The sequence below is a fragment of the Algoriphagus marinus genome (assembly GCF_001936475.1).
Classification (GTDB): domain Bacteria; phylum Bacteroidota; class Bacteroidia; order Cytophagales; family Cyclobacteriaceae; genus Algoriphagus; species Algoriphagus marinus.
Genome location: NZ_MSPQ01000005.1, coordinates 228702 through 242632, shown reverse-complemented (window position 1 = coordinate 242632; position 13931 = coordinate 228702). Strand labels below are relative to the sequence as shown.

The following is a 13931-nucleotide window of genomic DNA, read 5'->3' as shown; positions in this document are numbered from 1 at the left end:
GTTCAAAATAGGAAAAATATTGCATTCAACTTTCCCCCTCATAAAAAATATTGGCCTTTTGGGTATATCAATCTATTACTAATAGCGAACTGGTGATTTTTTCTTCAAAACCATAAATGGGATTTCTAAGCATTAGAACTACAACATATGTCCCAGAAGGAATTGATTTTCCACCTGTTTTCCCATCCCATATCAAAATTGGAACCTCTGCGGCGATTTCATTTACGGTTTGAAAATGGATCAAGGCTCCCTGTCTATTTATAATATAAAGGTCTGCTTCAGTTACTCCTTCGCTTACCAGTACTCTAAAATCTCTCGAAGGGTCATCTAAAACCATAGCAGTTGGAAAAATGACATCGAAATCACATGCATCAAATGTCGTGAAGCTAACTGCAAACTCGCATCCATCAATTGTCGTTACGACCAAGGTGTATTCGCCCACTTCGGAGGGTTTGAAAAGTCTTTTTTCCGAGACTAATTCCTGTTCAAAGTACCAACTGTATGCTGCAAAATCACCTGGGTCAAGCGGAGGAACTGTGTTTTCTTTAGAACAAATACCATAACGATCTTCGAGGTTGGGAGGTGTAAGCAAAGTTGATTCTTCTACTAAAATCAAATTTCTTCCTATCTCACAACCAAGCCTATTATATGCTACAGCTTCATAAGTGCCTACTTCTGAAACTGTGATTTCAAATAATCCAGCAAATTCAGTTAGATCCTTTCGATTGTTGACTAAATCAAAATAAATCCATTCTGTAAGTACTACCTCTGCTTCATTTGTACTCAGTTTAATAGTTGAAAACCCTGGTTCCGGACAGATTTTATTAGCTTCTAAATCCATCGGGACTGATAAGATTGGGGCTGTGATCTCAAATGGAATTGGAGAAACTGGACAAAACCCACTTCCAAGAGGCTGTACGATCAGAGAATAGTCCCCAAATGCAGTTGGAAATAAAACGGTACTTCTTCCAACGATTTCACCTGATTCATTTAGCCATCTGATACTTGTCTGATCAGGATCTACACCTTCGATTTTGGCTTCATAGATCTTGTTACCAAAACAATCTTCTTCCTTCAAGACAGGTTCGAATACAATTGATTGAGATAGGGTTGCTGAGAAAGTTTGAATTTTGGGACAAAGTCCAGTAGAAGGATCTTTAGATATTCCCACAAGCGAATAATTTCCAGCTTCGGTGAGTTGGAAAGGATTCTGAGCATCTGTCGTCTTCGAGGTGCCGTCAGGGAAGGTTAAAGTGAAGCTGAGATTTTGATTGGTTTCCGGTACAAAATCAAAAAATTCACAAATATTGATTGAAGTTGGAACAGTAAATTCGACTTGTGGTTTTTTTTCAATTCTGAATTCTTCAATAGGATATGTGCAGCCATCGATAGTCAATTCAAGTAAATAGTCTCCTCCATTCAGATCAACTGCCAAAGAATCTTGATCTTCGATTTTCCCGGTAAGTATGCTTCCTACTCCAAGAGCCATTATTCGGTAATAACCAATTACATTGCCTTGAGGAAATTGAATTTTTAATTGACCGGCAACTATTCCATTTTCAGTACAACTTTCTGGGAAAAAATCGTACTCTGTCTGTATAATAGTGGGAGGGTTAGCGCTAGTCGGAGGATCTTTTGCCTCCAAAATGAAAAGGTTGGTTAATTCACACCCATTAGCATAGGAACGGATGGTATAGATTTGTGGCTTAAGGTTATCAAAATTTAAAGTTTGTCCAGCAGAAATATTTCCAGAAACAAATCCTAATTCTTCTACCACTAGCGAGTCCAAAGGAGAGGCTGCCTGCACGGTAAAATTTCCATTTGGATTTCCACAGTCGTCAGGTTTTTCCAGAAGGTTAATTTGAATTTTAGGAGCTTCTTTCAATTCAAATGCTACTTTTCTTTCCGATCGACATTCAGGCAAGTTTGGATCGAAGGAACTGAAAATAACCTCATAGACTCCTAGGCTTGGGAGTGTGGATGCATTTATTGAAATGTTAAACGCTGAACCTAAACTTGTTTTTTGGGAAGTGCCCGATTTGCGGATAAACCATTCTCCTGAGAGTGGTGTATCTGTTTCAAATTGAATCGAACTTCCCTCGCAAATCTGCACTGCTGATTGTTGGATTTTAAAATCAAGTGGGGGACCAACGAAGCTAGAGCCAGTGATTAGGCAATCCTGACTTCCGTCGCTGTTTCGAAGGAATAATTCCACTATGTAAAATCCCTCAGTAAATGCAATCAAATCATTTTCATTTCCAACAATATTTCCATTTTGATCTTTCCAGATGAAAGAATAGCTCGATAGATTCGAGGTCTCAGGATCAATTGCAGTTAGTTTAACAGGCGTCTCACCGCAAAGCAAGTAATCTGGTAAAAGAGCTAATTCAGGGCCTTTTTGGACTTTTACTTGTAGGCTACTGGTATATATATCCAAAGTACCTCTGCGTACATTTAAGGAAATATTATAAATGCCTACCTCATTGAAAGAAACCTTTATGGTTTCAAATTGGGAACCACCTGATCGGTTAAAAATCTCTTCTCCATTTGGCCCTATAACGAGCCAGCTATACACGTCGCCAGGATCACCACCTCCGCTGTAAGTTCCTATTACTCCACCAAAAACAATACATAGGTTTTCAGGACCGACCAATTCTGGATTTACGGTATTTGAGGAAGATTTGAGTGAGATTAGATCAGGGTATTCAAATCTTTCCTTTAAGGCATAGGAGGAAAGTGAAATACAAATCAGAATCAGTATAAACCCAATCTTCCTGTAGAGGAATTGGTCTTTTACAGGCAAATACTTTTTATTTCGGGAGATGTTACAAAAGTAGTCAATGAAAGGTGTTTCAACAGGCTATCTTTCAAAGGTTTCAAAAAATGTTCCAAAAAAAGTACTTAAAGACCCTTTGGCTTACTTCACGATCAAGATGGATCCTATTTGAGTTTTGGACAGGCCTTTCTCTATATTTTTTAAATCAATCCGAATCGCATAAGTGCCGTTTGGAATTGCTTTTCCGTCATAAGTCACATCCCAAAAACAAGTAGATTCCTCAGAAATCAAGTCTTTCTTTTCACAGTAAAAAATAATTTCTCCCCACTTATTAAAGATAGAGACCTTCATTTCATCAATTAAATAATTGGTGTAAATAAGGAATTCTTTATCAGGATTGCCCGGCTGAACCGCATTAGGATAACTTACACGTAATTCACACTCCTCTTCAGTTTCAAATAAAGCGTTATAGGCGCATCCTTCATTACTGAATACGATTAGTTCATATTTCCCTGGTAATATCGGTTTGTATGTTGGGTCTGTAGAAACTAGTTGGTCTTCAAAATACCATTCGTAGCCTGAAAACACACCTGGATTAATAACTGGCCCAATTTCATACCGTGGGCAAACTTTATAGCTTTCTTCTACTGTAGGCCGGATTGCATCCATACTCCTCATGATTAGAACTCTGTCAAAACCTAGAAGGCAACCATTTTCATTTAAAATTCTCACTTCATAAGTGCCTTCATTGAAAACTAAAATAGACTCTTTATTGGTCTCTTGAATTAATTGATTTTGCTGACCATTTGTAGCTGTAAACCACCATTGAATCTCATTGACTAAATCAAATTCTGAAGTAGCTGTGATGGAAGTAGAGGAGGCATCTGGACAGAGTGGCTCAGAAGTCAAGCTAACTGGAACACTAAGCAAGGGAGGCTCAACAAAAAAGCTAACTGGTTCTTGATCACATGGAATACTTCCACTTGGCTGGACATCCAATGAAAAATCCCCAAATGTGTTAAGAGTTAATAACTGGTTTGTCCCAATAATATTCCCACTTTCATCAAACCAGGTGAATAATGCCAAAGCAGGATCTACTCCTCCAATATCAGCGATATAAATTTTTTCACCATTGCAATCTTCTGAAAGTAATTCTGGAGAAAACTGAATTTTTTGATTTACCACTACTTCCATGTTTTTAACTTCAGGGCAAAGTGGTGTCCCTAAATCAGGGTTATATGCAAAAAAGCTATAAATACCATTTTGATCTATTGTGATCGGTTCCCCTGAATTTAGCTCCAGGATTTCACCATTAGGTTTTGTTATTTCAAAAAGTAAATTTTCAGTAGTGATTGGAGTGAATTCATAAGTCTCACAGATTGAAAGATTTGTAGGGATCTCAAAGAATACCTTTTCAGGAGTTAAGTCCAATGTGAAATTGATTCGAGCGAGTTCACAACTCGAATTAATTCCTGGTTTGATTTCGCTGAAAAGAGTTGCCTCATAAGTGCCACCAATCCTAGTATTAAAAACAAATTGATTATTGAACTCTGGTAAGTCCACGATTTCCCCTAGCTCATCAAATCTTCTCCACTCAATAAATTTTACTGCATCTGGCGATGTGGTACTTAATTCAATAATAGCTTCGGGACCAAACTCACAAAGTTTGGTTGAGGCTATTGTTGCCTCCACAAAAAGAATAGGCTCTTTTACTTCAAATTCTTTTGGAGAAATAGGGCATAGCTCACTGCTCTTAGGCTGAACTTCCAATGAAAAAATACCTATTGAGTTTGGTGACAGAAAAAGGTCTTTACCAGTACCAATAGTCTCTCCTAATTCATTTCTCCAAAAATAATTTACCGATGTCGAATCTGTCCCATAAATTTCAGCAGTATAAATTCTGTTTCCTATGACACAATCCTCACTTTTCAATATTGGGTCAAATGAAATTGGGTCTGTGGTTGTAATGACTATTTTTCTCAGGGAAGGACACAACTCATCTTGGTTTGGCAAGGATCCTACCAAAATATATTCTCCTTCTTCAGTGATGTTAAATGGCTCGCCTTTAGCTTTTGAAGTAATATTTCCAACTGGATCTGTTAGTGTAAATACTAAATCCTGGGAAGTATCAGGTATTAAATCATAGGATTGACAGATCACTAAGTTCTCAGGAATAAAAAAATTAGTTTGTGATTTCGAGGGAATTTCAATTAACTCTTTTCTTGGAAGATTACAGCTGTCCTTATCCAAAATCTCGAAAAAGTACTTTCCGCCTCCAAGATTGATTTTAAAAGGGTTTTCATTTGGCAAAGCGTCTTTAATGATTTCATCTCCACGTTCGGTTATTATCCTAAAAGATCCCTCAGTTATCCCGTTTAGTAAACTTATTTCAAATGAACCGCCTATTTTTCCGGTTTCTGTACAAGATTCACCAGTTACATTTTCAACTGCAAACTCAAGATTTGCGGGAGGAGTCAAGAGAGGTACTACTGTTCCAAATGAGTTACGACATCCATCTAGGAAAGCCAAAAGAGTGTAAGCTCCAGATTCCAGGTTTGGAATATTGATTGGATCACCAACACTAAATGGACCAAAAGATAATCCTAATTCTTCGACAATTAGTTGATCTATATCTGTTAAAGCAACAAGCTCTAGGGATCCATCTGCTACAAAACAACCGCTCGCTCCTATAGCATCTATTATTTCGACAAACGGTTCTACGTTATAAATGAAAGTTGTTGTTGCCTCAGGAGAACAAGCAGGGTTATCGGGGTTCTCGATAAGTACCTTAAGTTCATATTGCCCAAATTTCAAAAGATTAATATTCGGGAATAATGTAATCTGACTCGATTTACTAAGAAATACAGGATTTGGTTCACCCGGAACTGATAGTATCCACTGGCCAACAGTAAGCGGATCTGTTTTGAAGTTGATCGATCCATCCTTACAGACTGTGTCAGAACTTTTGACAATAGTAACTAGATCAAGTTGAGTCACTGTTGTTGTTAAATTCGTTTGGCACTGAGGGTTAGATTGACCATCCAAAACATAAAATTCCACATTGTATTTACCTGGCGTATTAACGATCAACTCATTTGAGTTTCCGATAATTACACCGGATTCGTCAGTCCATTCAAACGAATAATTTGAAAAATCTGAACTTGATTCTGCAATAGCTTTGATACTTAGGGATTGGCCGGAACAAATCTGATAAGAGTTTAAAAGGGTAATTGTAGCCCCTTTGATAATATCTACATTCTTTGAAAAGTTTCCAACTAAAATCCCCCCTCTTGATACTTCCAGTAAGACTTTATGTACCCCTATCTGTTCAAATGTATATTCAATACTCTCAAAAGCGCCTGGAGGCCGGGTAAACAAAACTTGTCCGTTTGGAGCAAGAATAGTCCATTTATAGACATCGGTATCCGGATTTCCACCTCCTGAAAAGGTACCCCTAACACTTCCTACAACATTACATAATTTTTCAGGTCCTGATAATTCAGGATCTATTATGGCTTGATTTAAAGGTATTGATGAGATTAATCTTTCAAAAAAAACAATAGGTGACTTAAGTTCTACCTCAGCTTGGGCAAACCAAGCAAAAAGGCAAACACACACAAATACTATTGGAGTTGTTTTTTTCAAAATGGATTAATAAAATACTCATTTTCAAGATGCTAAACTACATTTTTTTATATATCCGGGAAAGTTGAATACCTTTTGTTACGCTAAAAAAAATGTTTCTGAAGGATTAACGAACAAAAGTCCACTTCAATTGTGTGCTTAAAACATCTGAAAACTCATATCCCTCCAAGTTAAATAATTTCAACTCATTTGGATTGGTGATTCTGTTTTTGATCGCATAATTAGTCATCATTCCTCTTGCCTGTTTTGCAAAAAAACCAACAACCTGATAAGCGTCATTTTTGAATTCTTTGAAGTGAATGGTAATGATTGGGTTTTTTACAGTTTTCAAATCGACTGATTTGAAATATTCTTGGGAAGCAAGATTTACAATCGGGCTATCTCCAGCCGCAGTATTGATCGCCTTTGCGATTTTTTTGTCCCAAAACTCATACAGACTTTTTCCTTTTTTATTTTCAAGCCTAGTGCCCATTTCCAATCGATAGGGTTGAATCAAATCTAAAGGCTTTAGTAAACCATATAGTCCTGATAGAATTCTCAAATGTTGCTGCGCAAATTCAAAATCATCTTTATTGTATTGGTCTACATCTATTTTAGTATATACGTCACCTTTGAATGCGAGCAAAGCCTGCTTGGAATTTTCGAAATTGAATTCCTTTTGGAATGTCTTGAACCGCTCTTCATTAAGTACTGCCAAGTTCTCAGAAATACCCATCAACTTTCCGATTTCTGATGCAGTTTTTTTCTTCAGGACATTGATCAAATTCTTTGTCTCAGTCTGAAAGTCAGGTAATGTGTGTTCTTGTATAATAGGATTATTGTAATCCAGCGTTTTGGCTGGTGAAATTAAGATAAGCATACTATTGAATAATGGTAATCGCTTTGATTAGAGATTGTGTTAAGTTTTGATCTTGACTGGTAAACTTCACCTTTACCGCATATGTTCCGTTTGGAACAAATTTTCCTCCAACTTGACCGTCCCAAGGGCAAAATGGCTGTCCAGGCTCAAGGTTTTGATGCTCACAATAGAATATCAATTCACCCCAGCGATTGAAAATATAGACTTCTACATTATCAATGTATTCATTTGCGTAAAGAATGAAATTTCGATTGGGATCGTTGAGCACTACTCCATTTGGAAATGAGATTTTCAACGCACAATCTTCAATGACTTCGAAATTTTCCACATAGAAACAGCCCAAATTATCTGATACGGTCAATTCATATATCCCAGGTAGGGTAGGGGTGAAAATCGCTGATGTTGAAACTTCGTCACCATTTAATTTCCAAGAATAATTGTCATAAACTCCTGGGTCTATTGATTCGGTGACTCCTTCTATAGCACATATGGTAATATTTTGTGGTACAACGGGAGGTATAATTATTGATTTCGCGACCGAACCACTGGCTCTGCCAATATCACATCCGGCAGCACTTCTCAATAGTACTTCGTAAATCCCCTCTTGACTTACTTCTATGATTGGCAAATCGTCGAATGCTGGAATGCGAGTTCTTGTTCCGCCTTGGACACTATACCACTCGATATTTTGAACCAAAGATAAGTTTGCATCAATAGTAATTGTGGTACTGGTTTGATCTACACAGAATGGCACTATATCAAGCGCAACTTCAAGATTCTCTGTAAGTACTTCAGCGTCAAAATAAAATTCATTCGTAGGACAGAGACCTCCATTTCTTGGCTGAACTTCTACTGAATAGGTTCCGGCAAGATTTGGAACAAAAGTTTGAGATCTTCCAACAATTATTCTGTTAGCGTCTCTCCAAAGGAATACAACATCGGCTGGATCAGCATTTATTAGGACAACCTCATACCGAATTCCTGCCTGGCAATCAACAATTGGAGGAGGCACATCAAAAACTATAGGCTGTGTGATCGTGGCAGTAATTGATTCTTCACGCGGACAATCAACACCTGTAGGATCCTCACCTCTTACTATATAAACTCCACTTTGAGAGATTGTGAATTCGCCACTTGCGTCAGGGGAGATAATTGCGCCACTTGAATTGGTAACTGTATAAATCAGGTTATCTGGAGATGTTGGTAAGAATGTAAAGCTTTCACAGGCAGTAAGTTCTGTAGGAACAGCAAACACAACCTCGAATTTCTGAGCAACAGTATAATTCGTGGGATCTGGAATAGCACAATTTGCAGCATCAGAAACTTCCACTGAATAATCTCCATATGGGACATTCACTGTGATTTGACTGCTATTAGTGAAGCTTCCTGAGAAAGTTTGACCATCTCCTTGTCGTGTGATTAGATAGCTTCCTGAAGGAGTACCACTGGTAAACTGAATAACAAGTGTTCCATTTTCAACTCCGTTAATACTGCAGGTCTCGTCACTAGCTATTACTGTATATTCAAAGCCACTTGGAGGGTTGGAATTTTCTACCGTTACAGTCGAGATATAGCTGCAGCCAGTACTATTTAAGGCTTCAATGGTATGAACTCCAGGTAGCAGGTTGGTTACAGAAAGCACATCTCCCTGATTCACATTGTTGAAAATTTCACCCGTTTCTTGGACAGTCACAGTAGAAGCACTTGCTTGCATAGTGATCTCAAATGAACCATCTGGAGTAGCACAGTCAGTAGCGGGAGTAGTTTGTGTAGCTACTAACAGTGGAAGTTCATTAACAAGCAGTGGTAATCTTTTTTCAACAGTACATCCTTCCAAGATAGGATCCTGAGTCACAAAAATAATCTCGTATTGTCCTGACCCAGGGAGGGTATTCACGAATAACTCCAATTCAAAAAATTCTCCCAAAGAAACTCGAGTCGGATCACCATTTAATTCATAAAACCATTCACCAGTAATTGGTGTGTTAGGGGCGAAAATAACAGAGGTTTCTTCGTAACATACTTCAGTTGCAGTTTGGGTCAAATCAAACTCAAATGCAGGCCCAACAAATATCTCTGCTGTTGCAGGGCAAGTTTCGTATAATGCTGCCTCATCTTCAGACAACCCATCTGGCAAAGCAAAGCTTACGGTTACGGTATAAATGCTTTCCTCGGTAACCGTTATTGAATTAGAATTTTCGTCACCAAAGACTTCTCCAGCAGCATTTGTCCATTCAAAAACATAGAGTCCCTCTGCAGGATCATACCCATCAATTGCAGTAAGGGTCACAGGGTTTTCAGCACAAAGTGTCGCAGCATCTGGCAAAGTCAAGGTCGGAGGAGCTTCAACCAAGATCTCGGTACTTGCTCTGAAATATTCCGGGTCGCCACATCGATCTACTCGAAGTTCCACTGTGTAAGTTCCAGGATTAGCAAAGATTTGTTCCAAAGTCTGAAATTGTTCTCCTGGCCCTCCAAAATTGTTTTGAAGGAAGGTTCCATCTTCTGCTGTGATTGTCCAGAAATAGCTGTCGATATCAGGTTCTCCACCACCTTCAAACAATGCTCCAGAAGGGTTGTCTGGGTCTAGACAAATTCGAGGAGGTGCTGCTAGTGAAGGTTCAGGAATTGAACTGCCGGAGTTTTGAACAAATGAAGGCAATCCTAAATTAGAAGTGCCCGGCATTGGCTCGACACCATCTTGGGTGAAAGTACTTTGGGATGTACAACCTGTACCTACATTGATTTGACCGATTCGATTGTCTCCAACTACCGCCGCATAAATTTGACCATTTGGTCCAATCTGAAGCGCACCAATATTTAATGATGAAGTGCCGCTGATTTGATTTCTTGTACTGAGAATACATGCTTCAATTTGAGGCCGGGTGGATGCAGTTCCAAAGCAAGTCGGACAGGCTGTTGCATCTGGATCATCTTCGTCAGCTGTGGATTTAATAATGAATTCTTCAATTCCAGGCCCTCCATTTTGATAGCTCACTAGGATTCTATCCCCATCTTCGGAAAATTCCATACCATAGACTTCTCCATTGCATCCCAAATCTATCCTAGCGTATTCGGTAAGCTCACCCGTAGATTGATCAAAATCGAAAATCTCCAATTTGTTGCAACCACCTTCACTGATAGTTACTGCTAGCTGATCTCCATCGGAATTAAACTTCATTGCGCCCACTCCGGAGTTAAATCCATGATTACTACCTACCGAACTTAGGACCGGTGGGCCGATGCCATTGGTGGTTACTGGATATGCTCGGAAAGTGTTATTTCCTAATTCATGAAACATCACCCAAGTCGTGTCTCCAGCATCCAAAGCAGCGGTATGTTCTGTAGAAGGACTGAAAAGGAAATTATCCTTGGTGACCACATTTCCGACTCCAGTCTGATTTTCTGCCTTAATGTCTACCAGTGAGAATTTAACTTCATTGGTGCCGTTGGCAGATACTTGTGTAGTAAAGAGATAAAACAGTGTCTCCTCTTGCGGTACAGGTACAGCCAAAGCACCTTGACTGGATCCATTATCCCCACCAATGTTATCCCCATTTTCCATGAGATTTCCATTTAAATCCCAAACAGAATTTCCATCGGTAAAGAATAAAACCTGTCCAGTCTGATCGGAGATTGTGGTTGTACCTGCGGGAATATTTTGTGGGTGCCTGTTTGCTATTGGCCTCGGAGTTGGAGCATTTTCATCATTCGGATCTGGATTGAAATCCAGACCGGCGCCATCTCCGAAATACCAGATATTATTTGTCTGATCTGGAAGATCCCAAATCTGAACTCGGATTTCAGCATAAGCATAGCAAGAAGAACCTGGTTCTCTTACCAAAGCCCAATATAAACCTGGCAAACAAACTGTGTTTTCGGTTCGAGTTCCCCAGCCTTCATCACGGAAGTTTGACCAAAAGTATTCGTAATTATCCCCGCCGCTTGGAGGAGCCTCGCCACCTTGTTCACCAGCAGTACTTTGTGCTTCCAGCAAAGCAGCAATATCCACACATTGTCCTTCGCAAAGCGTAGTGTCCTGAGGTGTGAAATTTGCCTCCAAATTATTCTCCGTAAGCGTGATATCACGAGATACTGTTTCGGATTCTCCATCGGCAAAAGTCACAGTTAATGAAACTGAAATACTTTGACCCTGTGCGGCATCTCCAGGTATTAGGAAATGCTCTTGACCAAAATCCGCCGGCAAGGGGTTTCCATCGGAATCTGTTAGAGGTGGATTGAATTCCCACTCAAAACTGACAGGACGGTAGTTTTCAGGAGTGATTTCACTGGTAAGTTGGATAGGGTTATTCGCACAAGGCATATCTGGTGCCCAGGTGAAATTTACAGTTGGGGTAATGTCAGCATTTGGAGCAAATGTTGGGAAGACTGTTCCGCAAAAATCAATACCATTGAAAGGATCTTCCTCCAAATTAATTTCTGCAAGATCTGGTTCATTGGGATTAGTCACCCTGCCGATAAGCTGAGGTCCACCGTCTACTTCCTCATAGATGTAATAGAGGTTGCCATCAGGACCGACTTTAATATCATAAACTGCATGAAGATTATCAGGAAGAGGGATTTCTTCCGGTTCACCAGAAAGGTCGTCGCTTGGTACTCTAAAAAGTTTATTTCCTCTTGAATAGTAAATAAATGCTCCATCTGGAGAAAATTCAGCACCTCCGAAAGGTTCTATACCGTTTGAATTAGCTATAAACTCCCTGGTGACAAAAGTCCCGGTGCTAGTGTCAAAATCAATTACGGCTATGTCTGAGTCGTCGGACCCATGAATGAGAATTAAGCGTTGGGAAGCTTCGTCAAAAATGATTGCTTGGGGTGTGAAACCAATATTTTGAGTATCTGTTGTGGTAAAACTTCCAGCTGTTCCATCAAGCCTTCGAGAAATGATAGTGTTATTTTCAATAGTGATAAGGTAGGAAGGAGAAGAAGGTGACTTGACTACCAAAAGTGATCCTTGAGCAGTTCCAATTGCAATATCTTTTTGAGTTACTTCACCCAGTGGCCGCTCATTTCCAGTAGCTTGTCCGGCAGCATTCATATCCACCAAAGAGTAGAGGAGCTGCCCTCCCGGAGAAATATAGAATATGTAGAAAAGTTTATTTCCGTCAGGATCATATTCCAGAAAGCCTGTTGCAACTTTTTGCCTTCCTGTAATATCTCCGTCCAAACCTGGTGCACTTCCTTGCAGCGGGTTTGAGCTATAATCGTATACTAGTTCTCCATTTGTTAAGAAAAGGGGTTGACCGGTAATCGGATCGATAGCAATTGCATTATTATTTTTACCTATTAAAACGGTGGAGGGAAGGGTCTGAACTGTTGGGGTTCCACCTTTTCCAAAGGATAAATAGTTGTTTTCAGCGCTTGTGCCGCAGTATCCGAAAATCCATTCGTTATCATTAAAACCTTGGGAATAGGCAGAAAATTGAATTACAAAAAATGTAAATATCAAAGAAAGAGGAAAAATGTAGGGGAAGCTTATGGAATTAAGGTTGCTTTTCATAATTTTCGAACTGCATCTAAAACAACGAAGAGCTCGAATCGTTCTAAATGCTAACTGAATATTCAAATAAACGAACAAATCCTTGTTACGGTCTCTGGTTTACGTGGTTTTTTTTAGTGTGGTTGGACTTTTCCTTCATACGTCGGCATTTGCACAGGATCCGCAATATAGCCAATACTACGCTGCTCCTCTTTATTTGAATCCGGCCTTTGCTGGTTCTGAGCTTACTGGTCGGGTTGGATTTAACTATAGAAATCAATGGCCAAGCATAGATGCACAGTTTACAACCTTCTCTGCATTCTACGATACTTACTTGGAAGATTACAATAGTGGGATTGGGATAATGCTGATGCAAGATACGGAAGGGGCTGCAAAATTGCGGTCTACCACGATATCTGCCATTTATTCTTACGAATTGAAATTGAGTGATAATCTTTATTTCAGGCCAGGATTTCAGGCAAGTTATATCAGAAGAGAAATTGGATTTTTTGAAAATTTGATTTTTGCAAATCAGATTAATCCCAGTGACCCTTTTGGCCCTACGCTTCCAGGTACGGATATACCGGGTTTAGGTGATCCAGTTAACATGTTATCACTTTCTTTTGGGGGATTGATTTTTACAGAGAAATTTTGGTTTGGAGGGTCAGCACATCATGTCAACCAACCCAATCAGTCCTTTATTGACGGAGATAGTCCGCTTCCTATGAAGATTTCCTTTCATGCTGGTTACAGAATACCTCTAGGAGAAGGATCCATGCGTCAGGATTTTACGCATATGCGAAAGCAACGTTATTTAACTCCTACAATCAACTACAAGCGACAAGGACCATTTGAGCAGCTGGATATTGGTGCATACTTCTATGTAGAACCGATCGTATTCGGTCTTTGGTATCGTGGACTACCTTACAAGCCGGTTGAAAATCAAAGTAATCGAGATGCGATCGTCATGATGGTTGGAGTGAATTTGCTCAGTGGATTGAATATCGGCTACAGTTTCGATTACACGGTTTCTCAATTGGGAATCCAATCAGGAGGAGCACATGAGATTAGTTTGTCATGGACTTTACCAAACAATAATCAAGGCGGTCCGAGAAGAAGGGATACCATTCTCCCTTGTCCTAAATTCTAAA

At 39.4% G+C, this 13931-nt stretch carries 5 protein-coding genes; 1 reads left to right on the top strand and 4 read right to left on the bottom strand.

What is annotated here, in order from left to right; genetic code table 11:
• Positions 1-67 precede the first annotated feature (67 nt).
• The 4 genes from BVC88_RS09720 to BVC88_RS09705 form a co-directional block, all read right to left on the bottom strand.
• A complete protein-coding gene (locus tag BVC88_RS09720; RefSeq protein ID WP_075350483.1) occupies positions 68-2803 on the bottom strand; it encodes a hypothetical protein in 2736 nt (911 codons plus the stop codon).
• Positions 2804-2917: 114 nt separating this feature from the next.
• Positions 2918-6421: a hypothetical protein gene (locus BVC88_RS09715; RefSeq protein ID WP_139316554.1), complete on the bottom strand. Its 3504-nt coding sequence runs from the start codon at positions 6419-6421 to the stop codon at positions 2918-2920.
• Between the two features lie 106 nt (positions 6422-6527).
• Positions 6528-7280 (bottom strand): peroxide stress protein YaaA, encoded by a 753-nt coding sequence (gene yaaA, locus BVC88_RS09710; protein WP_075350481.1) that lies wholly within the window; start codon positions 7278-7280, stop codon positions 6528-6530.
• A 1-nt stretch (position 7281) separates the two neighbouring features.
• On the bottom strand, positions 7282-12801 hold the full coding sequence (locus BVC88_RS09705) for a T9SS type B sorting domain-containing protein (protein ID WP_075350480.1): 5520 nt from the start codon (positions 12799-12801) through the stop codon (positions 7282-7284).
• Between the two features lie 82 nt (positions 12802-12883).
• Between BVC88_RS09705 and BVC88_RS09700 the strand changes: the two genes are divergently transcribed.
• Complete coding sequence (locus tag BVC88_RS09700) at positions 12884-13930, top strand: PorP/SprF family type IX secretion system membrane protein (RefSeq protein ID WP_075350479.1); 1047 nt, start codon at positions 12884-12886, stop codon at positions 13928-13930.
• Position 13931 lies beyond the last annotated feature (1 nt).

What these genes read in the sequence shown, in the direction of transcription:
- yaaA (WP_075350481.1), bottom strand. Translation starts at nt 7,280, where the DNA reads ATGCTTATCTTAATTTCACCAGCCAAAACGCTGGATTACAATAATCCT.
- BVC88_RS09705 (WP_075350480.1), bottom strand. Translation starts at nt 12,801, where the DNA reads ATGAAAAGCAACCTTAATTCCATAAGCTTCCCCTACATTTTTCCTCTT.